The sequence below is a fragment of the Winogradskyella sp. PG-2 genome (genome assembly GCF_000828715.1).
Taxonomy (GTDB): Bacteria; Bacteroidota; Bacteroidia; order Flavobacteriales; family Flavobacteriaceae; genus Winogradskyella.
In genome coordinates, this window is the sequence record NZ_AP014583.1 from 2793279 (window position 1) to 2818192 (window position 24914).

Consider the following 24914-nt stretch of genomic DNA (forward strand, 5'->3'; position numbering starts at 1 on the left):
CTTAGTTTCTTAAAGGTTTACCTTTCGTTAACATGTGCTGTATTCTCTCTAAAGTTTTACGCTCAGTACATAAAGACAAGAACGCTTCTCGTTCAAGATCCAATAAATATTGTTCACTAACTAGAGTTGGTTCAGACAAATCTCCTCCAGCCATAACGTAGGCTAGTTTATTTGCAATTTTCATGTCGTGCTCACTGATATATTTAGAATCTTTCATAGAATCTGTACCAACTAAGAACATTCCTAATGCTTGTTTACCTAATACTTTTACATCAGTTCGTTTTACAGGTTGAGTATAACCCATATCTGCCATAAGTTTGGCATGTTGTTTTGCAACTGCTATTTGACGATCCTTATTAACAACTACGATATCTTTTCCTTTTTGAAGAATCCCTAAATCATACGCTTCATATGCAGAAGTTGCTACTTTGGCCATTCCTATAGTTAAGAAGTATTCTTGAAGCGTGTTTAATTGCACATCTCCTTTTTTAAAGGTATCTGATGCTCTTAAAGCCATTTCTTTAGAACCTCCACCACCAGGAATTACACCAACACCAAACTCTACAAGTCCAATGTATGTCTCAGCGGCTGCAACGACTTTGTCTGCATGCATTGATAATTCACAAGCTCCACCTAAAGACATTCCGTGAGGCGCAGCAACTGTTGGAATAGAAGAATAACGCATTCTCATCATTGAATCTTGAAAGAATTTAATGGCCATATTAAGCTCATCGTATTCTTGTTCGGCTGCCATCATAAATATCATGCCTATGTTTGCACCAACAGAAAAATTATCTGCTTGGTTACCAACAACTAATCCGGCGAAATCTTTTTCAGCAATATCAATCGCTTTATTTAAACCTGTTAATACATCACCACCAATAGTGTTCATTTTAGATCGGAATTCTACATTAAGGATTCCATCTCCTAAATCTTCAACTACAACTCCAGAATTCTTGTAGACTTCAGTTGTTTTTCTAATATTATCTAATATGATAAAGCTGTCTTGACCTGGAATCTTTTCTTGAGATTTCTTTGGAATATCATAGGTATAAGTTGCACCATCTTTCACAGTGTAAAATGAAGTACTACCTGATGCTAACATTTCTGTCACCCAAGCGCTAGGTTCTATGCCTTCAGTCTTCATCATTTCAATTCCTTTTTCAACTCCGATAGCGTCCCAAATTTGGAAAGGACCGTGTCCCCAACCAAATCCTGCTTTCATTGCATCATCAATTTTATATAAGTCTTCTGTAATCTCAGGAATACGATTAGATACGTAAGCAAATAAAGCGGAAAGATGCTTTCTATAGAATTCCCCAGCTTTATCTTTTCCTTTTACTAATACTTTAAAACGATCAGCAACATTATCAATTGTTTTTGTTAGTTCTAGCGTAGCAAATTTTGCACGCATTTTAGATCTATACTCTAAAGTGTTTAAGTCTAGGGAAAGAATTTCCTTTTTGCCTTCTACAGAAATCGATTTTTTATAAAAACCTTGACCTGTTTTACTTCCTAACCACTTATTTTCCAGCATCGTATTGATGAAATCTGGGATATTAAATAAGTCTAACTGCTCATCATTAGGACAATTATCTTTTATTCCATTAGCAACATGAACTAACGTGTCTAAACCAACAACATCTACTGTACGGAAGGTAGCCGATTTAGGGCGACCTATTACTGGGCCAGATAACTTATCAACTTCCTCGATGGTAAGATTTAATTCCTTAACCACATGAAAGACATTCATTATACTGAAAATACCTATTCTATTTCCAATAAAGGCTGGTGTGTCTTTAGCAACAACCGAAGTTTTTCCCAAGAATTGTTCACCATAACCATTTAAAAATTCTAATACTGAAGCATCAGTTTTAGGTCCAGGTATGATTTCGAATAACTTTAAATATCTCGCAGGATTAAAGAAATGTGTACCACAGAAATGCTTCTGAAAATCTTCACTTCTTCCTTCGCTCATAAACTTAATTGGAATACCAGAAGTGTTCGAAGTAATCAAAGTTCCTGGTGTTCTATATTTTTCTAAATTTTCAAAGACTTGTTGTTTAATGTCTAGACGTTCTACAACAACTTCCATAATCCAATCGACATCCTTTACCTTAGCTATATCGTCTTCAAGGTTTCCAGTTGTTATTTTACTTTTAAACGAATTATGATAGAGTGGTGCAGGTTTTGATTTAATTGATGCAGTAAGTGCATCATTAACTAACCTATTTCTGACAACTTTATCTTCTAAAGTTAAACCCTTAGCTTTTTCCTTATCATTAAGTTCTCTTGGAACAATGTCTAATAACAAGACATCAACACCAATATTTACAAAATGACAAGCTATTCCGCTTCCCATAATACCCGAACCAATAATCGCTATTTTTTTAATTCTACGTTTACTCATCTTACTTTAAAATGTGTTCTTTTTGATTGTATATTTTTTTATTAGAAATCATATTATTAATGACTTCTGCAACTTCATAAAAATGATTTAATTTATCCTCAGAAATATTTTGACGAATCGTATTATTAAAAGTTAATACACGTTCTCTTGAGTACTCTCTTTTTTCTCTACCAAATTCTGTTAGAAAGATTAGTACTCCACGACCATCTTCAGGATTTGGTTTGCGTTCTATTAACCCTTTTTCTTCCATGGTTTTTAAAGTACGAGATAAGCTTGTAGCTTCCATTCCCATTTTTGGACCTAAAGAAGTAGAAGGTGTACCATTTTCTGGATCGATGCTTAATAAAGTAAATCCAGTTGCCATAGTACTGTCGAACTTAGCAGCTTCTTCATTATACATTTTATTAACTGCTAACCATGTGGTTCTCAGTATATAATCAATGGTTTTGTCTTTCATAGCTTTTTGTTGGAACCCAAAGATACTAAAAAATACTATGCATGCATAATAAATTAATGAAATTTTGATGCTTTAGTTGAGAACAAATAAAAAGCGCCACATATTGAGGCGCTTTATTATTTTATTTCTGCTTTTTGCTAAGCTAATTTACCATTTAAAGCTCCTACAACACCTCCTACAGCAGTTGCTAGAAGTATTGAAATAATTATATCTACTCCAAAGCTTTCATAAGTCATACTTGTATCCATACCCATTTTAAATAGGTTAGTAATTAAGCCCATGAAAACACCAATGATAGCTCCAGCTTTTGCTCCTGTAGCTAATGTTGTTATGTGAGCCCACTTATTAAAGATATAAGAAATAAAAAAACCAAAAGTTAAACAGCCTAATAGAATTAATACCATTATTTTAGTTGATTCCTCTGGTTGAGGGAAATAATCTTTAAATAAAATACCGTAGCCATCCTAATAGCCAATATACAATGCCGCCAACTAAGCCGGCAACTACAAAAGTTTTTGTTTTCATAATATTATATGTTTTAGTTAGTAAGTCTAAAGATATAATATTTGTATAGAGTGCTATAAATCAGTAAGTAATGACTTACATACTACTTATTTTTTTAACTAGGTACTTAGAATTTTAAGGTCTATAAATTTTCTCATATAGATCCTTATAGATATCTTTTATAATTGCCCGCTTCATTTTCATAGTGGGAGTAAGGTGACCACCATCAATAGACCAGACATCTGGTGTGAGTTCAAAACGTTTAATTTGTTCCCATTTACCAAAATGCTTATTATACTTATCTATTTCTTTTTGAATGCGTTTAACTACAATTTCAGAATTAGAAATTTCAGCTTCAGATAGTCCAATATCATGTTCTTTAAGTTCTATCCAATCTCTCACAAATTCAAAATTAGGTTGTATTAAAGCTGCTGGCATTTTTTCTCCTTCACCAACAACCATAATTTGTTCAATGAAAAGCGATTGTTTCATATCATTCTCTAGCAATGGAGGGATTACATATTTCCCACCAGAGGTTTTAAACATTTCTTTTTTACGACCTGTAATTTTTAAAAACCCATCTTCATCAATCGCTCCTTTATCACCAGTATGAAAATAATCACCAGTCATTACACTGGCAGTTTTCTCAGGATCTTTATAATAACCCATCATTACATTTGGACCCTTTATTAGAAGTTCTCCGTCTTCCGCTATCTTAACCTCTACATTTTTAATTGGCTTACCAACAGTTCCAATTTTATAATGATTATCCCTGTACATTCCAACAGATACTACTGGTGATGTTTCAGTTAAACCATAACCTTCCATAACTTTCATTTTAGCGGCACCAAAAACCCTTGCAAGTCTTGGTTGTAAAGCAGCACTGCCTGAAACCATTGTGTTTAGTTCACCACCTAGTGCTTCTCTCCATTTACTAAAGATTAATTTATTTGCAATTTTTAGTTTAAATTCATAAAAAGCTCCATTAGCTCCATAAGGCTCCCATTGCTCGCCTAATCTCACAGCCCAAAAGAATAATCCTTTTTTTAAGCCTGTAAGTTCTTCACCTTTCAGCATGATTTTATCGAAAACTTTTTCTAGTAACCGCGGTACTACACTCATCAGATTTGGATGAACCTCTTTGGCATTATCACCAATTTTATCTAAAGCTTCTGCAAAATATATCGATGTTCCAGAATGCTGATAAACATAAATTAAGACCCGTTCAAAGATATGGCATATGGGTAAAAAACTGAGAACTTTCGTTTTACCTGTTGCAGGTAATGGCACTCTAGTTGAACTGTCCAAAGCATTGCTAGTAATATTTTTATGAGATAGCATTACTCCTTTAGGACGTCCTGTGGTTCCTGATGTATATATTATAGTCGCCAGATCTTCAGGTTTAACTGCATTTTTGCGTGCTTCTACATCTTCTTGATTACTTTTGTCTTTTCCAAGTTCAAAAAGTTCTGAATAATGCTTACAGCCTTCTATTCTATCGAAAGAATAAACTTGTTTCAATTTTGTATTTTTTTGAACCTTACGTACTTTTTCTAAAACTTCTTCATCTGAAACAAAGCAATAAATAGATTCGCTATGATTTAATACATATTCATAATCTTCAGCACAAATAGTAGGATAAATAGGTATATTTTGAGCACCTGTTTGCAATATCCCAATATCCATAATATTCCATTCAGTTCTATTTGTCGATGAGATAAGAGCTATTTTATCATTTTTATTTATACCAAGATTTAATAATGCACGACTAATTGCATTTGATTTATCCACATATTCTTGAGTAGATATTGGTGTCCAAACCCCATTATACTTTGTTACCAAGGCTTCTGGGTTTGGTTTATGCTTTAATTGGTAATAAGGAAAGTCAAAAAGGCGAGTAACATCTGTCATAATTCTTGTCGGCAAAAGTTAATAGGGTTTTTGCGAAAATAATAAAATTACACCATGTATTACAAATATTGTGTAAAGTCAAGTGGTGATTTTTTAAAATTTAGCAATTTTCAATCCAAATTCTTGCGTTTACAAAAGCCTCTAACCATGGAGATACTTCATCATTTCTGCCTTGTGGATAATTAGCCCAATTCCATTGAAAAGTAGATCGTTCTATGTGAGGCATTGTTACTAAATGACGCCCAGTTTTATCACATAACATTGCTGTATTAAAAACTGATCCATTAGGATTATGAGGATAACCTTCGTAGCTATATTTAGCGACAATATCATATTTATTCTCTGCATAAGGTAAATCAAATTTACCTTCACCATGCGAAATCCAAACACCTAATGTAGAACCTTCTAAAGTAGATAACATTACAGAATTGTTTTTCTGAATTTTTACAGATGTAAATGCACTTTCATGTTTTTGAGAATCATTGTGAATCATTTTACCATGAATCTCATGGTCTGGATTAATAAGGTCTAATTCCATCCACAACTGACAACCGTTGCAAATACCAACAGATAATGTATCTCCTCTTTTAAAGAAGTTATTTATTACTTTATTTGCCTTTTCGTTGTATTTAATTGCACCAGCCCAACCTTTAGCAGAACCTAAAACATCCGAATTACTAAAGCCTCCTACAGCACCTAAAAATTGAATATCCTCTAAAGTTTCACGACCAGATATTAAATCTGTCATATGAACATCCTTAACGTCAAAACCTGCTAAGTACATAGCATTTGCCATTTCCCGTTCTGAGTTACTTCCTTTTTCTCTTAAGATTGCTGCTTTTGGTCGTGAGGCATTAATCTTAGGTAATTTACCTGTAAAATGCTCTGGGAATTTATAGTCTAAAGCTTGATTTTTAAAGTTGTCAAAACGAGCATTAGCTAAGCCGTTTGCTGTTTGTTTACGATCGAGTAGATGAGACGTTTTATACCACATATCCCTTAATCTCGAAACTGTCATTGTAAACACTTGGTTACCATTAATAATGCCTAAAACATCAGAATCTGTAACATGTCCTATTTTATGGAAATCAATATTAGCGTTATATAATTCTGATTCAATAGAGTCATCAACAGATTGGATTACAATACCTGCGTTTTCAGCAAATAAAACTTTGAAAGCATCTTTTTCACCAATATTAGTTATATCGAGTTCTGCACCTAAATTATTATCTGCAAAACACAGTTCTAAAAGTGTTGTGATTAACCCACCCGATGCTACATCATGACCAGCAACAATCTGGTTATTTTTTATCAGTGCTTGTATCGTATTAAACACGCTTTTTACATAATTTGCACTTTTTACAGATGGCGTCGTATTCCCAATTTTATTATTAATCTGTGCAAAAGAACTTCCACCTAACTCGAACGAGTCTTGTGATATATTTATATAATAAATAGCGCCTTTATTTTTCTGAAAAACGGGTTCAACAACATTGGTAATGTCATTACAATTTGCAGCGGCTGAGATAATTACAGTACCTGGTGAAATAACATCTCCATCGGGATACTTTTGCTTCATTGACAAAGAGTCCTTTCCTGTTGGTACATTAATACCAAGATCAATTGAAAACTCTGAAATTGCTTTTACGGCCTCATAGAGTCTTGCATCTTCACCTTCATTTTTACATGGCCACATCCAATTTGCAGATAATGACACACTTTTTAAACCATCTTTAAGTGGTGCCCAAATCATATTTGTTAAGGCTTCGGTAATTGAATTTCTACTTCCAGCTACAGGATTAATTAATCCTGAAATAGGAGAGTGTCCAATAGAAGTAGCTATACCTTCTTTGCCTTTAAAATCTAGAGCCATTACGCCAACGTTATTTAAGGGTATTTGTAATCGGCCAACACATTGTTGTTTAGCTACTTTACCACCAACACAACGGTCTACTTTATTCGTTAGCCAATCTTTACAAGCTACAGCTTCGAGTTGCAAAACTTGATCTAAATAATCGTAAAAGTTATCTGTGTTATATGTAATTCCTGAATAATGTTTGTTTAAAGTAAAATCAGTCATTATAGTTTTTGGAGAGCTACCAAACATGTCTTCTAAAGCCAAATCCATTGGTTTATCTCCACTAGTTTTTGATTCAAACGTAAAACGATGTTTACCAGTTACATCTCCAACATCATAAATTGGGGAACGTTCTCTATCTGAGATTTTATGTAACGTCTCTAAGTGCTTATTAGCAATAACTAATCCCATACGTTCTTGAGATTCATTACCAATAATTTCTTTGGAAGATAATGTTGGATCTCCAACTGGGAGTTTGTCTAAATTAATATGTCCACCAGTATTTTCAACTAATTCTGAAAGGCAATTTAAGTGACCGCCAGCTCCGTGATCGTGAATAGAAACAATAAAGTTTTCTTCACTTTCTACCATACCGCGTACAGCATTTGCAGCACGTTTTTGCATTTCTGGGTTAGAACGCTGTACAGCATTTAATTCGATGCCAGAATCAAATGCTCCTGTATCTGCGGAAGATACTGCTGCTCCTCCCATACCAATACGATAGTTGTCACCTCCAAGAATTACAATTTTATCACCTTCTTGTGGTACATCTTTCAAAGCTTGTTCTGCTTTTCCGTAACCAATTCCGCCAGCTTGCATTATAACTTTGTCGTAACCGATCTTGTTATTTTGTTCCTGATGCTCAAAAGTTAAAACAGAACCACAAATTAAAGGCTGACCAAATTTGTTTCCAAAATCAGAAGCTCCATTACTGGCTTTAATTAATATATCCATTGGTGTTTGGTATAACCATTTGCGTTCAGGAAATGCTTTTTCCCACGGACGTTCATCATTAAGCCTGGAGTATGATGTCATGTAAACGGCAGTACCAGCTAAAGGTAAAGATCCTTTACCACCAGCAAGCCTGTCTCTAATTTCTCCTCCAGATCCTGTTGCAGCGCCATTAAAAGGCTCAACAGTAGTTGGGAAATTATGAGTTTCTGCTTTTAAAGAAATAACAGATTCAAAATCCTTAGTTGTATAGTAATCTGGAATATCAGCTCGACTTGGTGCAAATTGTTCTACAATAGGCCCTTTTATAAAGGCAACATTATCTTTGTATGCTGAAACAATATCATTAGGATTTTGTTTCGAGGTTTCTTTTATGAGTTTGAATAATGATCTTTCTTTTTCTTCGCCATCAATTACAAATGTGCCATTAAATATTTTGTGACGACAGTGTTCTGAATTTACTTGTGAAAATCCAAAGACTTCAGAGTCTGTTAATGGTCTTTCTATTTTCTTTGAAACTCCTTCTAAATATGCAACTTCTTCATCACTTAAAGATAGACCTTCTTGTTGATTATATGCTGAAATGTCTTCAATGTTTTGAATAGCTTCAGGCTCTATGTCAATTGTAAATATGTTTTGATTTAAACTTTTAAATTTTTCTGAAATCATCGGATCATAACCATTGAAATCTTTATTTATTGAAATAAATTCTTCAATTCTAAGAATATCAGAAACACCCATGTTTTGTGTAATCTCAACAGCGTTGGTGCTCCAAGGAGTAATCATTGCAGCTCTAGGTCCAACAAAAAAAGCATCGAGTGATGCTTGTTCTATTTTGGGTTGGTCTCCAAATAACCATGTCAGTTTTGAAATGGTTTCAGTTGATAATTCTTTTGTGGCTTGAACAGCAAAGACTTTGCTATTTTGGTTTCCAAAGAAATGAATCATTTATGTATTGTATTTGATATGAAAAATAAAAACACAAAGTTAATTCATTTTAAGATATTCTGTCTATTTAATTATATTTCTAATTACGAAGTATTCAACAAGTTTTAAACAAAAAAAAGCAACTTGAAAAAGCTGCTTTTTTAATTATTGAACTATAAGTCGCTTTGTCTCTGTATTACCTTTTTGCATAAACTTAAAAATATACATTCCTGTTTTTAGTGAACTTATATCTAAACCCATGGATGTATTTATTTTTCTAACGAAAACACGTTTACCCAATACGTCGTATATCTCTATTCTAGTTTCAAGACCATTAGAGATAGAAATATTAACGCTATCCTTTGCTGGGTTTGGTGAAATACTAAAGGTGGATTCGAGTTCAAATTCGTCAGTACTTAAAATTCCCCAAGTATCTTCTGGCTCAGCAGTTCCACCCCAAATTATTTTTGCTAAATAAGGATTATCAACAAAAGGGTTACGATTACCATAAACTCCTTCAAGGTGATTATTTCTATTGTTTTCAACATCCGAAACTGGGTCGTCTGCGTTCCAGTCTAGGTATATTTGAAGCATATCTGTAAAAGGTTCAACAGCACCATTACCATTTAATGTTGGTAAACATCTATCTCCATATCTTACATACATATACATCATTGAACGTGCAACATCTCCTCGCCATTCGTCTCCAGGATACCAGTTACCGCTTCCTACATCTCCAGAAGTACCAGAACCAGCGGCAAATTTTTTGCTGCCTCTATTTCCATTTCGCTGTACGTCCGTTGGTCTTAAGTTATGAGGATCAGCAACTATACCAGTAAATGAATTGCTAGTAGAACCCATTCCTGGATTGGCATTAGATCTTGCAAAAACATGTTCTCTATTATAATCGCAATTACTACCACCAAAATCATCTTTGTCTCTAATTCGTCTATCAGTTGAAGACGCACAATTTATATCTTCTACACTACCGTAAAGGAGAAGTACATTGTCAGAGTTTGTAGGATCTAAATCCATTATTTTGAAATCATCTCTAACGTCACCATATGTGTAACTTGTATTAAAATTATTACTAACCTTAGTTTGTAGCGCATTGTACATGTTTTGGCCTGTAAGCGTAAAGTCTACATCATTCTCACCATTAGAATAATAGGCTTGTTGAGAATAACTTGACACCGATAATAATAAAAATAGTATCGAATAAAATTGTTTCATAAAATAATATTTAAATCTAAAATTTGGGTTATTTCTTTTCTAATAATGCCATATAAAAGCCATCAAAGCCTGATTTATAGGCCAAGACTTTTTTGTCTTTTATAAAGGTAAATTCTTTTCCTGCTTCCGAAGTTAAGAATTTTTCTACTTGTTTTTGATTTTCGGATGGTAAAATTGAACAGGTTGCGTAAACCATCTTTCCACCAGATTTCACCATTTTTGAATATTGTTCTAAAACCTGTTGCTGTGTTTGTTTAATGCTTTCTACAAACTCTGGTTGTAATTTCCATTTTGCATCAGGGTTTCGTCTTAAAACTCCCAAGCCAGAGCAAGGTGCGTCAATTAATAAACGATCAGCTTTACCATGTAGTTTTTTAATAGGTTTAGTTGAATCTATAACTTTCATTTCAATATTATGAACACTGTTTCTGCGTGCTCTAATTTTGAGTTTCTTCAATTTACTTTTGTAAATATCCATAGCTATGATTTGACCTTTATTCTCCATAAGCGATGCCAAATGCAAGGTTTTACCACCTGCACCTGCACAAACATCTACAACTTTCATGCCCGATTTTACATCTAAAAAGTCTGCAACTAATTGTGATGAAGCATCTTGTACTTCGAACCAACCATTTTTGAAAGCCTCTGTTCTAAAAACGTTTGAACGCTCAACTAATTTTAAAGCAGAAGGATGGTGAGGTAAAAACTCTGTTTCAATATCTTCTGATTGTAACTTGAGTTGCAAATCTTTTTTAGTAGTTTTTAAAGTATTTACTCTTAGAATAACATCAGCTTGCTCATTTTGCTTGGCGATTTCTTTTGTCCATTCAGCTTCACCTAATTCCTTAACTCCAAGTTCGTCCATCCAATCAGGAATCGATTCTTTATACTTCCTAATTTTAGAAAGTTCATCAAAGCGTCCTTTTATTTTTCTTGATGGTGTATCGTTAAAGTATTTCCAGTCTGGTAATTTTATACCTTTAAGAGTCGCCCAAACCGCAAACAACCTCCAAAGATTATCTCTGTGATAAGGGGCTTTTACGTTTGCAATTTCTGCATATAATCTTTGATAGCGAACAATACTATAAACCGTTTCAGCCACAAAGCCTCTGTCGCGACTTCCCCATCGCTTATCGCGTTTTAATAATTGCTGAATTACTTTATCTGCGTATTCACCTTCATTAAAAATGAGGTGTAGTCCGTCAATTACGGCAAAGCATAAATTTCTGTGTAGTCGCATTTCAAAAAATATAAGCGTGCAAAGGTAAGCTAAAAGTTTAAAAGTGTGAGACTTTATTCAAAAGTGTTATCAATTAGATTTAATTGAATAGGCAAGTTTTTATCTAGATTATTTTGCTGCCAATGGATTTAGTAATTAAGATGCAAATATGGAAAGGTATGGTTGGTATATTTTAATCAACTTTTTTCTCAAATAACCTGTTTCGTGAGACTGTATGGTATTTACCAAATCTTCAGTTAAGTTTTCTTTTTAATTTTTTTAGATAAAGGGTTGGGTAGAATAAACCTTCCCACGTATTAATAGTAAATAGGTAAGGTGATTAAAGTTAAACTGATTTATTTAAAGCTTTTAAATGTTTTAGTCTATCTGTAGACTTATAAAACTATGCGAAATAACATCTGAAAAATAGATAATTAATAAATAGCATTTTTGACAGAAATTGAATTTATAGAAGAATTAAAACAAAAAAGCACAATGGCTTTCAGTAAGTTGTTAGATGATTTTCAGCAAAAAGTTTTTAGCACTTGTATTTCTTTTTTGCCTAACAAGGAAGATGCTGAGGATATCGCTCAAGAAGTTTTTATTGAGGTTTTTAATTCTATTGATAAGTTTAGAGGGAACTCAAAGCTCTCAACATGGATTTATAGAATAACAACTAATAAATGTTTAGAGTTTATTAGAAAGAAGAATACAAAAAAGCGCTTTGCTTTTTTACAATCTATTTCTGGGACTGCTATTCCCTTTGACAAGACTAATTATTTTACTGAAATAAATCATCCCGGAATTCAATTAGAAAATAAAGAACTAAATATAACCTTGTTTAAAGCTATTAATAGTTTGCCAGAGAGCCAGCGCGTTGTGTTTACATTGCATAAAGTCGATGGAAAGAGTTATCAAGAAATTACAGAGATTACTGACCGTAGTTTATCATCTGTAGAATTTGTAATGTTCAGAGCTAAGAAGAATTTACAGAACAAACTAGAATATTATTACAAAAATGAACATTAGCGCAAGTCTTTATAAACTATAGCATCTAAATCAATAATTATGAAAACTAATATTAATATAAAAGTGCAGGAGACTTTAAATTCAGTAGAGTCTATAGCCAAAGTGGAAGTTTCTCCTTTTTTTAAGGAGAATGTGATGTATCAAATTAGAAATACATCTGAAGAGATACAAAATACAACTTGGTATTGGTTTACTCCAAAATTACAATTGGCTACTTTATTTTGTGTGATTGTTTTAAATATTATCGCATTCAGTAATTTCAAAACAACAACTTATGACGATAAAGTTGATAGTTTTGCTGAATCTTATGGATTGAGTACTAGAGCTGTATCTATTATTTTAAATTGATTATGAAAAGAAATACAATTCTCTATATTTTACTAGTTTTTTTACTTGTTGTTAATGGATTTTTCTTGTTTAATTACATTGGGAAAGAAAATGGTAATCGATTAAAAGAACCAAGAAGAAATAAAGATTTTATTAAAAAAGAACTTGGTTTTAATGCTTCGCAATTAGAACAATTTAAGGATAAAAGTAAAGGGCATGAAAATACAATGATGCGGTTATCAGATGATATTAGAATGTTAAAAGACCAATTGTTTGATAAAATTGCTGATGCCTCAGTAGAAGAGATCACAATAGATTCTTTATCGTCTTTAATTTGTGAAAAAGAAACTGAAAAGGAAAAAGAAATTTTTTATCATTTTAAAATGATTCAAGACATATTTGATAATACTCAAAAAGAAAAGTTTAAAAGTATATTAAAGGATGCATTGCGCAGAGGAGATAAAGGAAATAGACCACGTCCTCCTAATAGATCAGAGAGGTATAGACCACCACCAAAGCACAACTAAAGTATTAAAAAGTATGCAAGACCTTTAATTTATTTAAGGTCTTTTTTTATACTTTAATTAACACTTTTGGCCACAAGTTATTTAATAATAAAGCATCTAAATGCATATAACATTAAAAAATAGATGAGATGAAAAGCAATAAATTAAAAACAGTAATATTAGTTTTTGGTATAACATTATTTAGTAATAGTTATTCTTATGCACAGTCTAAGAATAGAGAAGAAAGAAGAGAGCCTCCAACATTTAAACAATTTTTAAAAGATATGGATACTAATGAAGATGGAAAACTATCTAAGAAAGAAATAAAAGGACCCTTAAAAGAAGATTTCGAAAAAATTGATACCAATGAAGATGGTTTTATTACACAAAAAGAATTTGAGAATGCACCAAAACCTAAACGTAGAGAAAGAAAACGCAATAAATAATTTTGATTGATTGATTGTTAAAGGCTTCGTGAGAAATTGCGAGGCTTTTAAAAAAAGATAGTATACATATATTTATATCCATCAAATAATTTATAGGAATTATAATATCATTAGCAATTACTATATCTATGATTAGTTGCAAGCAAGTTAAAACATTGAGAGATGAAAGAGAATGATGGTCATTCACCTATGATAGGTTATGCTATGGATGGTTTTGGTATTTATGCACATATTGACGCAAATGGTAATGTCTATGATGATTTGGATGATTGTAATGGACATTATGATGATAGTGGATGTACGGAAATTACATGTTATCAGGACCTTGATGAAGATGGTTTAGGAAATCCAGATGTAACGCAAAGTGCCTGCGAACAACCAGATGGTTATGTTAATAATGATTCTGATGACAATGATAATCCGATGGCTACCAATTATGATATTTCATTAATCCTTCCACTTTTCGATGGTACAGGACTTTCTTATGCAGTTAATGGAAATACGGTAACATTTACAACTCAAGATTTGCCAAATCATACAAGTCCTTATTGGCCAATAAATAATGCACTTTATGAAGTCTATACTGGTAGTAATGCTAACTTTAACCAGAATCCAAATAGGATAATGGTACAAAATATCACATTTACAATAACTTTAAATCCAGAGGAAGCTACTAACCATCAGGACACACCTATGGGGCCAATTGGTATTTCGAGAAATGGAGTTGTGTTTTTTAATCAATATGCAGCAGGTGGTACACCTTTAACAAACGAAATAGATTCTTTCGATCAATGGAATGGTCATCCTGCAGGGGGAGATAATTATCATTACCATATCGAACCAACATATCTAACCCAAGAATTTGGTGAAAATGCATTTTTAGGACTACTATCAGATGGATTTCCAGTTTATGGACCAATGGAAAATGGTGCTACTATTTCATCTTCAGATTTAGATGCTTATCATGGGCATAATGGGGCAACTACACATTTCCCTGAAGGCATTTATCATTATCATGTCACTGCTGATGATCCTTATCTTAATGGAAATGGATTCTTTGGAACTCCAGGAAACGTGACTAACTAGTTGAAATATTTTACACTATATAATCTTATTTTTCTTTGTTTACTGAACTCTTGTCAGAAAACTAAAGAAGAAATAATTGTTGAAAATACAAACGCGGAACTTCAATTGGTAAACGGTATATTAATGTACGGCGAAACACCACTTAATGGTCTTGTAGAAGCACATTTCGATTCTGGTAAAATAAACTTTAAGACTAATTATGCTGAAGGAAGAAAAGAAGGTTTAAAAACAGGAATTCATAAGGCATGGTGGCAAAATGGTAAATCTAAATTTGTGTATCATTTTAATGATAAGGGTGAATATAATGGTAACGTGAAAGAATGGTATGCTTCTGGGTTACTTTTAGAGATTTTAATTATATAAATAGCAAAGAAACAGGAAGTCAAAAACTTTGGTACGAAACAGGAAAAATTAAAGCCAACTACGAAGTGATTAATGGTGAGCGTTTTGGATTAATAGGACTAAAAAAATGTTATCAAGTTACGGTTGGAAGTAACGAGGTAACCAAAACCAATAGATGAAGTCGTTTGTATTTATATTTACTTTTTTGTGCTGTTTTTCTTGTGCTGAAAAGGAAAGCAATAAGCCTGAAGTTGAAGTAAAACAGCCTTTGGTGACTGCACTTCCTTATTTTGATTCACCAGACTTTACATCAAAATGGGAAAAGGTTAAGCATAAAATACCTGAGTTTTCTTTTACTAATCAAGATGGTTTAACCATTACCAATCAAACCTATAAAGGAAAAATATACGTTGCAGATTTCTTTTTTACGACTTGTCCAGGGATTTGTCCGAAGCTGACAAAAAATATGAATATACTCCAAAATACTTATAAGAATAATGATAACATATTACTGTTGTCGCATACTGTAATGCCTTGGGTAGATTCTGTAGAAAAATTAAAAGCTTACGAGGTAAATAATAATGTGGATTCTAAGAAATGGAATCTATTAACTGGAGATAAAGATAAGTTATATGACATTGCTAGAAATGGATATTTCGCAGACGAGGATTTTAAAAAGACCCAAGATGAAAGTGAATTTATACATACAGAAAATTTTGTGTTAGTAGATAAAGAAGGTCATATAAGAGGTGTTTATAATGGTACTATAGAATTAGATATTCAGCGCTTGATGCGGCATATAAAAATATTAGAACAAGACAATTAAATTAATGTGATTAAAATTGATTTTTATCTGAAAAGCTTAGTTGTTAATCGTTAAGCTTTTTTTGTTTCTCAAAATAATTTACAACAAGCACAAGTTTTTTTAAAAAGTTGCATCTAAATATTTAGAACAAGCTAAAAATTATAAAAATGAAGAATCTACTAAAACTAATGTTATTAATTACGGTTGTATTTGCATTTAGCATTGCATATTCTTCTGATGATAGCTCATCAGACGATATGTCTACAACAGATGATGATGGTACAGTATTTCCTACTGAAATGCACGCTGCATTTGAAGATTTTGATCCCGATTATACTGATATATATTTGGACGGTGCTAATGTAGTTCTTGAGACCATCGGTGTTCCTAATCACCCAACACCGTATTACAGTTTAACTCATCCATTGTATATAGCTCCAACGGTTACTAGTGAGGCGCAAATGACACCAACAAGAATTGATACTTCTGGGCGAGATTTTGAAGCTACATTGACAGTGTCCTCTGATCCACAAATGGCTAATTCTACCTCTGCTACACAACTAGGTTCAATTGGTATTGCTGTAAGTGGTGCTTTTATTTACAACGACCAAGAAGGAAATGGGCCTTTAGATTCTGCAGCTGGAAGTTTAGATTATGCAGGTGCTCATATTGGACCGTCAAATTACCACTATCATTTAGAACCATTGCCTTTTTCTGATGATGATGGTAATTTAATAGGTATTATATCTGATGGTTTTTTATTTATGGAAGACTTGATTAACCTTCAAACGACTATCCAACAGATTTAGATGAGTCTGGCGGACATTTTGGGCCAACTCCTCATAATCCTGATGGTGAGTATCATTACCATATGATCAATGAAGTTTATGGTTCACTTGGTCGATATTTAATTTTTGCAGGACCTTATCAAGGCACACCAAATGCGATTAACTAAGACGATATTAATAATTGTAATTTTTCATTTTTTTAGTTGTCATAAGACTTCATATAATGAAAGTAATGACCTTGGAACATCTAAGACTGTAGAAAACATATTCGTTAAAAAAGAGTATTTAGAACTAAATCCATTAAACGGTCAATGGTTTTATGAAAATCAACCATTTAATGGATACTCGATTTTACGTCACAAAAATGATAGTTTAGCGCAGAAAACAGGTTTTTTTAATGGTAAAAGAGAAGGTGTATCCTTTGCATTTTATGAAAATGGTACTATTAAAAAAAAAGGCCTATTACAGTGATAATAAATTACATGGTTTAAAAACGAATTACTTTGAAAATGGTGATATCGTCTCAGAGTTTAACTATGTTAATGGTAAATCACATGGTATTCAAAAAACATGGTATAAAAATGGTCAATTAGCTAAGAAAAAGAACTTAAATAATAATATAGAAGAAGGCTTCCAACAGGCTTGGTTAGAAAATGGGGAACTATATGTTAATTACGAAGCTAAAAATGGACGAATTTTTGGAATGAGACTTGCAACTTCATGTTACAGTTTAGAGAATGAGACCTTGATAAAAACAAATTGACTTTATGAAATACACGGTTTTGATTTTAATAATATTACTAGTAAGTTGTAACAATAAAGAGTCTAGAAATAATAAGAAGACAATTGAGACGACTAGAGTAGAATATTTGCCTTATTATAATGACGAATCTTTTACGTCAAACTGGATAACTCCAGGGTCTAAAGAAGAGAAAAATTTTCATAAGATAAAGGACTATAGCCTTATCAATCAATTAGGTGACACAATTACGAAAGATGCATTTGAAAATAAAATTTTTAAGACTTCTTTTTTGCTAGCTGTCCTGGTATATGCCCTAAAATTATAGAAAATATGGTTAAACTTCAAGAAGAGTTTAAAGAGGATTCAGAAATTTTATTTTTATCTCATACCGTAACTCCGACAAGAGATTCTGTTCTGGTTTTAAAAAATTATGCAGAAATCTATGGTGTAATAGATGGAAAATGGCATTTAGTAACTGGCGATAAATTAGAGATTTATAATCTAGGACGTGACCAGTATTTTGTAGAGAATGATTTAGGTGTACCAAAAGATATTAATGATTTTCTACATACCGAAAATTTTTTATTGATAGATAAGAATAAACATATTAGAGGTATTTATAATGGCTTAAATAGAGCTTCCATGGCTCAACTAATAGTAGATGTTAATGCACTGAAAATAGAAAAATAGAAAAACCTTGATTTGATTGATTGAGATTGTTTACTTGGAAAGCTTTGTGATTACTCGCAAAGCTTTTCTATTTTTATAAAAATTATTTACGATGAGAAACTTAGTGTTTTACATATTACTATTAAGCTTAAGTGCTTGTAAAGATGATTATAAAAGGTCTGCTGATGTATCAACGGTATTTATAGAACCAATTGTAAAAGATTCATTATTAAGTGTCCGAGCCATTGATTATGATAAAGAATATATTTATTATGGCAGCAGTGATCATTTTGGTAAAAGAGGATTAAATAAACAGTTTAAAATAAATATTACCGAATTAGAATTAGACAATAGTAAAGCGCACTATAAAAATGTTTTAACTTACAATGATAAGCCATTACATTTTAGAGCAATAAAAGCGATAAATGGAAATTTATTTGCCATTTCTATTGCAAATCCCACAAGATTATACAAATTACACCTTAAATCCAATAAGCCTAAACTGGTTTATGAAGAAATAAATGAAAAAGCTTTCTATGATTCCATAGATTTTTGGAATGATAAAGAAGGTATTGCTATTGGTGATCCAACAGATGATTGTATAAGTATTATTATTACTAGAGATGGAGGAGAGAGTTGGACAAAACTACTGTGTAAAGATTTACCAAAAGCTAAAGAAGGGGAAGCTGCCTTTGCAGCTAGTGATACTAATATTTGCATAGTTGGTGACCATACTTGGGTTGCTACTGGAGGCAAAACGAGTAGAGTTTTATATTCACCAGATAAAGGAAATACTTGGGAAGTTTATAGTACACCAATTATACAAGGCAAAGAGACTACAGGTATGTATTCCATAGATTTTTATGATGAAGACAATGGTTTTGCTATTGGAGGTGATTACACAAAATCTAATGATACTTTAGCTAATAAAATTAGAACTAAAGATGGTGGGAAAACTTGGGAAATTGTTGCTAATGGAAAAGGTCCTGGTTATAGAAGTTGTGTACAATACATACCTAATAGAGGAGGTGAAGAATTAGTTGCTATAGGTTTTAAAGGTATAGATTATAGTAATGATTCTGGTAATTCTTGGAAGCATCTAAGTGATGAAGGTTTTTATACAATTAGATTTTTAAATGATTCTATAGCTTACGCTGCTGGTAGAGGACAAATTAGTAAACTTATTTTTAGATAATAAAAAAGAAGCCGAAAGGCTTCTTTTTACTTAATTTTTGTTTTTTCGTTTTTCTCTAAACTCACGCAGTCGTTGTAATAGTTTTCGATTAAACTCATCTTCAGCAGCTTTTAACCTTATTATTTTTTTTGAAGAAATTACCTTTTTTAGATCTTTTACTAATTGCGTTCTAGCCTCATGGAGTTCCGTTTCAGCCTTCAAAATTTTAGATAGTAATTCATCAGCTTCAGCATCAGACATGTCTGGATTAGAGCGGATTTTCTTTTTAACGGCTTTTAAATCTTTAGATTTAATTTTGTCTTGTTTTACTTCAAAAGCATTATATATAGGCCAGAATTTTGCAGCTTCATCAGCAGTTAAACTTAATTTATCTGTAATGAAGGCTGTTTTTTGTGCTTTAATACGCTCATTCATCTTACCTCCTCTTTGGGCAAAAGCAGAGAAGCTAATTAATAAGACGAGTATGGTAATTATTTTTTTCATTTTTAGGTCTTTAATATTCTAATATAGTTTCAATATCGGAATTGTCTAAAAGATATGATTCTAAATTTTCTTCCTCATATGGAGTAGTTGCTATTGTGAAATCATCTTCTAATATATCTGCATCTAATAACAGTTGTGCCAATTCATAACTGTTTAAATCTCTATCTTCTAAATAAGTTTCAACCATTTCTGCTGAAATTGAATTCTCTTGTTTTTCAACATTAATATAGATTGAAATCATTAAGATTAAAGATGCAGCAATACCAGCGATATAATAAAACGTTTTTCTTGGGTTTAATTTTACAACCGGTTTCTCATCGAGAGTTACTTTGTTTAAAATGGTATCATCTATTGAATCAAAATAGTTTTTAGGTACTACATAACCAGATGTTTCTACACCTTTAATTAGTGCTTCTTTATTTATCTTTTCAAAGAGCTTGTCTTCAAAAGATTCAAAGTAGTCATCTGGTGTTTTGAAACCAGTTGATTTTATATTATTTAAGTTATTATTTTTCATTTTTAATTCCCTTCTAAATGAGAATTTTTTACATTATATTCTACTTATAAGACTTCAAATTACTAAAATGGTTTAATCTGAGGTTAAAATCGCTTCAATTTTTTTTACCGCAATATGATACGATGCTTTTAATGCACCTTCACTAGTATCTAAAATTTCGGCCATGTCTTTGTATTTAATATCATCGAAATATTTCATATTAAATACCATTTGTTGCTTTTGAGGTAAAGTAGCAATGGCTTTTTGTAATTTTAGTTGAATGGCATCACCTTCAAAATAAACATCTGCAGTTAATTTGTTAATTGCATTCGTTTGATGTTCTTCATTTGTAATACGAATACGTTTAGCATTTTTATTAATATGGGTAATGGATTCATTTGTTGCAATGCGGTACATCCATGAAAATAATTTACTTTCTCCTTTAAATTTATCAATACTTCGATAGACTTTTATAAACGTGTTTTGAAGCACATCATCCGCATCGTCATGGCTAATTACTATTTTTCTTATATGCCAATACAAGCGCTCCTTGTAGAGCTGTAAGAGTTCTCTAAAAGCGGCTTCTTTAGATGTAGGATCTTGTAATCGCGTTATAAATTCTGTTTCGCTATTCAAAAAAACATTTTGTCTTTAGACTTCTCAAATTACTAAAAGTTTAATTGATAAATAGCTATTAAATAGCTCTTTTGTTTACAATTTGATTATCAGTTGTTTAAAATAAATAAAATCGATTAAAAGCAAAAAAACACGATAAAAAGCAATTTTTTCTAGGTTTGTAGCCATATTTAATTTATGTTTGCTTCAGCTTAACCTATTAACTCGTTATCAGTTTCCCCAAATCTGGTAACAAAATGAAAAGGATGCGCCTAACGGTTCATCCTTTTTTATGTTTTGTGTATGTATATTATTCTATTCGAAGCTCTGCATGTCTACTAATTTTTTGTAAACACCATTTTTTGAAATGAGCTCATTATGTGTTCCTTGTTCAGCAATTTCTCCTTTTTGCATCACTACGATTAAATCTGCATTCTGAATCGTAGATAATCTGTGCGCTATAACTATAGAAGTTCTGTTTTTCATCATATTCTCCAAGGCATCTTGCACTAGACGTTCGCTTTCTGGATCTAAAGCAGAAGTCGCTTCATCCAATATCATTATTGGAGGATTATTTAATACTGCCCTCGCGATACATATACGCTGTTGTTGTCCACCAGATAATTTACCACCAGAATCACCAATATTAGTATTAATTCCTTCAGAAAGATCTTTTATAAACTCCCATGCATTAGCTATTTTGAGAGCTTCAATTATTTCTTCATCAGTTGCATCTTCTTTTCCTAAAAGAAGATTATCTTTTATGCTATCATTAAAAAGTATTGAATCTTGAGTTACTAATCCTGTTAAACTACGTAAAGAATGCTTTGTGAGCCCTTTTATATTTTCATTATCTATGGTAATAGCACCTTCGTTAACATCGTAAAAACGTGTTACTAGATTTGCAATGGTACTTTTTCCACTTCCAGATTGTCCTACTAAAGCAACACTTTTTCCTTTAGGAACAGTGAGAGAGAAATTTTTGAGTACCAAATCATCTTCATATTTAAAAGATATATTATCTAATTTAATATTAGAACTGAAATTGTCTTTAGTTTTTGCATTAGGAGAATCTTTTAGAGGTGAATCAGTATTTAAAATTTCTAATACTCGTTCCGCAGCAGCATTTCCTTTTTTAACACTATAACTTGCTTTACTTATAGCTTTAGCTGGTGTTAAAATATTGTATGCAAGTCCCATGAATGTTAAGAATTGCTCACCTTCTAAAGTTCCATCTACAAGTACCATACGACCACCAAACCATAACAAAACACCTATGACTCCTATACCTAGAAACTCACTCGTAGGTTTTGCTAAGTTAGTTCTATTGAGAAGAGAATTTGAAAAATGAAAAAAACGTTTAGTAGAACCTTGAAATTTTCTATTGAAAATAGCCTCCATATTAAAGCCTTTTATCACTTTTAATCCTCCTAAAGATTCTTCTAGTAGAGATAAAAAATAGCCTTGTTCTTTTTGAACTTTGTCAGACTTTCGTTTTAAACTTTTACCAATTAATGAAATTATAAACCCAGAAATAGGTATAAATATGAATACAAAAAGCGTAAGCTTAACACTTATGGTAAGCATAAACAGTATTGTAAAAATAATAGTTAATGGTTCTCTAAAGAGTAATTCTAAAATTGATAAAAATGAATGCTGAATTTCTAATACATCTGTACCAAGTCTTGCCATTATATCTCCTTTTCGTTTTTCAGAAAAATAGGAAAGAGGCAACTCTATAGTTTTATCATAAAGCTCATTTCTAATATCTTTTAATGTGCCATTTCTTAGAAATGTAATAAAATACATTGCTAAATAATTAAATATGTTTTTGAGGAAAAACACAGTGAGAATGAGGATAATTACAAAGGTTAAAGCTTTTGCAGCATCATTATCTGCGAGCTGACTTATATGGTAATTTAAATAATCATTGAAGTATGTCGCTGCTTCGGTGAATCCATGATATGATGGTTCTTCTGTAAGCTTGTCGGTTTCCTTGTCAAATAAAACTTTTAACAATGGCATAAGCACCATAAAAGATAATCCGGAAAATAATGCATAAAAAATATTCGCAATTATATTTAAAATAGCGTATTTCTTATATGGTATCGCAAAGCGAAGTATTTGTTTAAAATAGTTCATTTAGATTTTCATGCCCTTTAAAATGGCATCAATTCTGTTTTCCAACAACTGCTCCGTTTTAGCAAAGTCAGACACATTGTCTAGTTTTGTGTTTACACTGATATAAAATTTTATTTTAGGCTCAGTTCCACTTGGTCTCAGAGCAATTTTACTTCCATCTTCAGTATAATATATTAAGACGTTAGATTTTGGAATATCAATAGTTTTCTCAGAATTATTTTCTAAATCTTTTGAAATAGATAATTGATAATCTTCAATTTTTGTAACCTTAGAACCATTAACTTCATTTAATGGGTTTTCTCTAGCGTCAATCATCATCTGTTTTATTTCTTGCGCACCTTCAATTCCTTTTTTCGTCAATGATATAAGACGTTCTTTAAAGAAACCATGTTCTACATATAAATCAATTAAAGCCTGGTATAAGGTTTTGTCATTCGCTTTAGCTTGGGCCGCAATTTCACAAGCCAGAAGTGTTGAGGTTACAGCATCTTTATCGCGTACAAAATCACCAACCATAAATCCAAAACTTTCTTCACCTCCTCCTATAAAATCGAGTTGAGGAAAGTCTTTTATCATTTTAGCGATCCATTTAAAACCAGTTAACCCAATTTTACATTCTGTATGGTACGCCTTAGCTAAAACGGACATCATTGGAGTAGAAACTATTGTAGAGGCCACGAATTGATTACCATTAATTTTATTGCCATTTTTCCATTGTTTTAATAGAAAGTCAGTCATTAAAATCATAGTCTGATTACCATTGAGAATGACTAATTCATTTTCTAAATTACGCACTACAACACCTAAACGATCACAATCCGGGTCTGTACCAATTACAATATCACCATCTACTTTTTCGGCAAGAGCCATAGCCATCTTAAGTGCTTCTGGTTCTTCAGGATTTGGAGATACAACTGTTGGGAAATCTCCATTAGGTTCACGTTGCTCTTCAACAATATTAACATTGGTATAACCAGCACGTTTTAGGGTTTCGGGTACAGCTGTTATAGATGTTCCATGTAGTGATGTAAAGACAATATTTAAGTTTTCTCTTGCTTCTTTTGAGGTATTAAAGCTTCCATTTTTAACTGAGTTATCTATAAATACATTATCAACATCCTTTCCTATATATTGAATTAAATCTGAGTTTGCATCAAACTTAATTTCAGAATAATCTAAACGATTAATTTCTGTAATAATCTCCCCATCTTGTGGAGGGACTAATTGACCACCATCTTGCCAATATACTTTATATCCGTTATATTCTGGTGGATTGTGAGATGCTGTAAGTACGATACCACAATGACAACCTTGGTGTTTTAAAGCAAAAGATAACTCTGGTGTTGCTCTTAAATCTTCAAATAAATAAACTTGTATACCATTAGCAGAAAATACATCTGCAACAACTTTTCCAAAAGTTTGGCTATTATGTCTACAATCATAGGCAATAGCAACTTTTACCTGCTCATTTGAGAAGGATTGTTTTAAGTAATTACTTAAACCTTGAGTATTTTTGCCCAATGTGTATTTGTTAATACGGTTAGTGCCAAGACCCATAATACCTCTCATTCCACCAGTTCCAAACTCTAAATCCTTATAAAAACTTTCTTCTAAACCCTTTGGGTCAGAAGCGATTTGGTGTTTTATTTGATCTTGAGTGCTTTTGTCAAAGGCTGGAGTTAACCATGCATTTACGCGCTCCAATATTTCAGGTTTAATATAAATCATATGAATGTAGTTGTATAGTCACAAAAATAAACATTTAACATTTTG

24 protein-coding genes are annotated in these 24914 nt (G+C 32.1%); 12 read left to right on the forward strand and 12 right to left on the reverse strand.

The features are described 5' to 3' along the window. Position 1 precedes the first annotated feature (1 nt). The 7 genes from WPG_RS12480 to WPG_RS12510 form a co-directional block, all read right to left on the reverse strand. Positions 2-2410: a 3-hydroxyacyl-CoA dehydrogenase/enoyl-CoA hydratase family protein gene (locus WPG_RS12480; protein ID WP_045473197.1), complete on the reverse strand. Its 2409-nt coding sequence runs from the start codon at positions 2408-2410 to the stop codon at positions 2-4. Between the two features lies 1 nt (position 2411). Continuing rightward, positions 2412-2867, reverse strand: a complete 456-nt coding sequence (locus tag WPG_RS12485) for a MarR family winged helix-turn-helix transcriptional regulator (RefSeq protein WP_045473200.1) — start codon at positions 2865-2867, stop codon at positions 2412-2414. A 137-nt stretch (positions 2868-3004) separates the two neighbouring features. Next, complete coding sequence (locus WPG_RS12490; RefSeq protein WP_045473202.1) at positions 3005-3271, reverse strand: hypothetical protein; 267 nt, start codon at positions 3269-3271, stop codon at positions 3005-3007. Positions 3272-3506: 235 nt separating this feature from the next. After that, positions 3507-5282 carry an AMP-dependent synthetase/ligase gene (locus tag WPG_RS12495; RefSeq protein WP_045473205.1) on the reverse strand — a complete coding sequence of 592 codons (1776 nt, stop codon included), beginning with the start codon at positions 5280-5282 and terminating at the stop codon, positions 3507-3509. 100 nt (positions 5283-5382) lie between these two features. Continuing rightward, a complete protein-coding gene (purL, locus tag WPG_RS12500; protein ID WP_045473208.1) occupies positions 5383-9039 on the reverse strand; it encodes a phosphoribosylformylglycinamidine synthase in 3657 nt (1218 codons plus the stop codon). Positions 9040-9183: 144 nt separating this feature from the next. Continuing rightward, positions 9184-10251, reverse strand: coding sequence for an endonuclease (locus WPG_RS12505; RefSeq protein WP_084221583.1), 1068 nt, complete (start codon positions 10249-10251; stop codon positions 9184-9186). 28 nt (positions 10252-10279) lie between these two features. Then, entirely contained in the window at positions 10280-11491 is a 1212-nt protein-coding gene (locus tag WPG_RS12510) for an RsmB/NOP family class I SAM-dependent RNA methyltransferase (RefSeq protein ID WP_045473211.1), read from the reverse strand. Between the two features lie 429 nt (positions 11492-11920). Between WPG_RS12510 and WPG_RS12515 the strand changes: the two genes are divergently transcribed. From WPG_RS12515 to WPG_RS12565, 12 genes are all read left to right on the forward strand, one after another. Beyond that, the gene (locus WPG_RS12515; RefSeq protein ID WP_045473214.1) at positions 11921-12499 is read left to right on the forward strand and encodes an RNA polymerase sigma factor; all 579 of its coding nucleotides are present in this window, start codon (positions 11921-11923) and stop codon (positions 12497-12499) included. A 39-nt stretch (positions 12500-12538) separates the two neighbouring features. Next, positions 12539-12847, forward strand: coding sequence for a hypothetical protein (locus WPG_RS12520; protein ID WP_045473217.1), 309 nt, complete (start codon positions 12539-12541; stop codon positions 12845-12847). 2 nt (positions 12848-12849) lie between these two features. After that, positions 12850-13353: a hypothetical protein gene (locus tag WPG_RS12525; protein ID WP_045473219.1), complete on the forward strand. Its 504-nt coding sequence runs from the start codon at positions 12850-12852 to the stop codon at positions 13351-13353. A gap of 128 nt (positions 13354-13481) precedes the next feature. After that, entirely contained in the window at positions 13482-13778 is a 297-nt protein-coding gene (locus WPG_RS12530; RefSeq protein ID WP_084221584.1) for a hypothetical protein, read from the forward strand. 162 nt (positions 13779-13940) lie between these two features. Further along, complete coding sequence (locus tag WPG_RS12535) at positions 13941-14864, forward strand: YHYH protein (RefSeq protein WP_231850185.1); 924 nt, start codon at positions 13941-13943, stop codon at positions 14862-14864. 123 nt (positions 14865-14987) lie between these two features. Next, the gene (locus WPG_RS18405) at positions 14988-15227 is read left to right on the forward strand and encodes a hypothetical protein (RefSeq protein WP_197539918.1); all 240 of its coding nucleotides are present in this window, start codon (positions 14988-14990) and stop codon (positions 15225-15227) included. 154 nt (positions 15228-15381) lie between these two features. Beyond that, a complete protein-coding gene (locus tag WPG_RS12545; protein WP_045473222.1) occupies positions 15382-16032 on the forward strand; it encodes an SCO family protein in 651 nt (216 codons plus the stop codon). 146 nt (positions 16033-16178) lie between these two features. Beyond that, a complete protein-coding gene (locus tag WPG_RS12550) occupies positions 16179-16820 on the forward strand; it encodes a YHYH protein (RefSeq protein WP_231850186.1) in 642 nt (213 codons plus the stop codon). A gap of 132 nt (positions 16821-16952) precedes the next feature. Next, complete coding sequence (locus tag WPG_RS18660; RefSeq protein WP_052471270.1) at positions 16953-17270, forward strand: hypothetical protein; 318 nt, start codon at positions 16953-16955, stop codon at positions 17268-17270. Further along, positions 17236-17562, forward strand: coding sequence for a toxin-antitoxin system YwqK family antitoxin (locus WPG_RS18665; RefSeq protein WP_052471271.1), 327 nt, complete (start codon positions 17236-17238; stop codon positions 17560-17562). Before WPG_RS18660 ends, WPG_RS18665 begins: the two co-directional genes overlap by 35 nt. 309 nt (positions 17563-17871) lie before the next feature. Next, on the forward strand, positions 17872-18231 hold the full coding sequence (locus WPG_RS18670) for an SCO family protein (protein ID WP_231850187.1): 360 nt from the start codon (positions 17872-17874) through the stop codon (positions 18229-18231). 91 nt (positions 18232-18322) lie between these two features. Continuing rightward, positions 18323-19405, forward strand: coding sequence for a WD40/YVTN/BNR-like repeat-containing protein (locus tag WPG_RS12565; protein ID WP_045473225.1), 1083 nt, complete (start codon positions 18323-18325; stop codon positions 19403-19405). 30 nt (positions 19406-19435) lie between these two features. On the opposite strand, the gene WPG_RS12570 is transcribed toward WPG_RS12565, so the two are convergent. The 5 genes from WPG_RS12570 to WPG_RS12590 all read right to left on the reverse strand — a co-directional run bounded on the left by WPG_RS12570 (position 19436) and on the right by WPG_RS12590 (position 24869). Continuing rightward, the gene (locus tag WPG_RS12570) at positions 19436-19888 is read right to left on the reverse strand and encodes a hypothetical protein (protein WP_045473228.1); all 453 of its coding nucleotides are present in this window, start codon (positions 19886-19888) and stop codon (positions 19436-19438) included. Between the two features lie 10 nt (positions 19889-19898). Beyond that, positions 19899-20405, reverse strand: coding sequence for a hypothetical protein (locus tag WPG_RS12575; RefSeq protein ID WP_045473231.1), 507 nt, complete (start codon positions 20403-20405; stop codon positions 19899-19901). A gap of 72 nt (positions 20406-20477) precedes the next feature. Beyond that, positions 20478-21020 carry an RNA polymerase sigma factor gene (locus WPG_RS12580; protein ID WP_045473233.1) on the reverse strand — a complete coding sequence of 181 codons (543 nt, stop codon included), beginning with the start codon at positions 21018-21020 and terminating at the stop codon, positions 20478-20480. Positions 21021-21314: 294 nt separating this feature from the next. Further along, positions 21315-23141 carry an ABC transporter ATP-binding protein gene (locus tag WPG_RS12585; RefSeq protein WP_045473236.1) on the reverse strand — a complete coding sequence of 609 codons (1827 nt, stop codon included), beginning with the start codon at positions 23139-23141 and terminating at the stop codon, positions 21315-21317. Next, the gene (locus WPG_RS12590) at positions 23142-24869 is read right to left on the reverse strand and encodes a phospho-sugar mutase (RefSeq protein ID WP_171817182.1); all 1728 of its coding nucleotides are present in this window, start codon (positions 24867-24869) and stop codon (positions 23142-23144) included. Between the last annotated feature and the right edge of the window lie 45 nt (positions 24870-24914).

Coding starts and splice junctions, on each gene's coding strand:
- WPG_RS12480 (WP_045473197.1), bottom strand. CDS start 2,410: ATGAGTAAACGTAGAATTAAAAAAATAGCGATTATTGGTTCGGGTATT.
- WPG_RS12485 (WP_045473200.1), bottom strand. CDS start 2,867: ATGAAAGACAAAACCATTGATTATATACTGAGAACCACATGGTTAGCA.
- WPG_RS12490 (WP_045473202.1), bottom strand. CDS start 3,271: ATGGTATTAATTCTATTAGGCTGTTTAACTTTTGGTTTTTTTATTTCT.
- WPG_RS12495 (WP_045473205.1), bottom strand. CDS start 5,282: ATGACAGATGTTACTCGCCTTTTTGACTTTCCTTATTACCAATTAAAG.
- purL (WP_045473208.1), bottom strand. CDS start 9,039: ATGATTCATTTCTTTGGAAACCAAAATAGCAAAGTCTTTGCTGTTCAA.
- WPG_RS12505 (WP_084221583.1), bottom strand. CDS start 10,251: ATGAAACAATTTTATTCGATACTATTTTTATTATTATCGGTGTCAAGT.
- WPG_RS12510 (WP_045473211.1), bottom strand. CDS start 11,491: ATGCGACTACACAGAAATTTATGCTTTGCCGTAATTGACGGACTACAC.
- WPG_RS12520 (WP_045473217.1), top strand. CDS start 12,539: ATGAAAACTAATATTAATATAAAAGTGCAGGAGACTTTAAATTCAGTA.
- WPG_RS12525 (WP_045473219.1), top strand. CDS start 12,850: ATGAAAAGAAATACAATTCTCTATATTTTACTAGTTTTTTTACTTGTT.
- WPG_RS12530 (WP_084221584.1), top strand. CDS start 13,482: ATGAAAAGCAATAAATTAAAAACAGTAATATTAGTTTTTGGTATAACA.
- WPG_RS12535 (WP_231850185.1), top strand. CDS start 13,941: ATGAAAGAGAATGATGGTCATTCACCTATGATAGGTTATGCTATGGAT.
- WPG_RS18405 (WP_197539918.1), top strand. CDS start 14,988: ATGTACGGCGAAACACCACTTAATGGTCTTGTAGAAGCACATTTCGAT.
- WPG_RS12545 (WP_045473222.1), top strand. CDS start 15,382: ATGAAGTCGTTTGTATTTATATTTACTTTTTTGTGCTGTTTTTCTTGT.
- WPG_RS12550 (WP_231850186.1), top strand. CDS start 16,179: ATGAAGAATCTACTAAAACTAATGTTATTAATTACGGTTGTATTTGCA.
- WPG_RS18660 (WP_052471270.1), top strand. CDS start 16,953: ATGCGATTAACTAAGACGATATTAATAATTGTAATTTTTCATTTTTTT.
- WPG_RS18665 (WP_052471271.1), top strand. CDS start 17,236: ATGGTACTATTAAAAAAAAAGGCCTATTACAGTGATAATAAATTACAT.
- WPG_RS18670 (WP_231850187.1), top strand. CDS start 17,872: ATGGTTAAACTTCAAGAAGAGTTTAAAGAGGATTCAGAAATTTTATTT.
- WPG_RS12565 (WP_045473225.1), top strand. CDS start 18,323: ATGAGAAACTTAGTGTTTTACATATTACTATTAAGCTTAAGTGCTTGT.
- WPG_RS12570 (WP_045473228.1), bottom strand. CDS start 19,888: ATGAAAAAAATAATTACCATACTCGTCTTATTAATTAGCTTCTCTGCT.
- WPG_RS12575 (WP_045473231.1), bottom strand. CDS start 20,405: ATGAAAAATAATAACTTAAATAATATAAAATCAACTGGTTTCAAAACA.
- WPG_RS12585 (WP_045473236.1), bottom strand. CDS start 23,141: ATGAACTATTTTAAACAAATACTTCGCTTTGCGATACCATATAAGAAA.
- WPG_RS12590 (WP_171817182.1), bottom strand. CDS start 24,869: ATGATTTATATTAAACCTGAAATATTGGAGCGCGTAAATGCATGGTTA.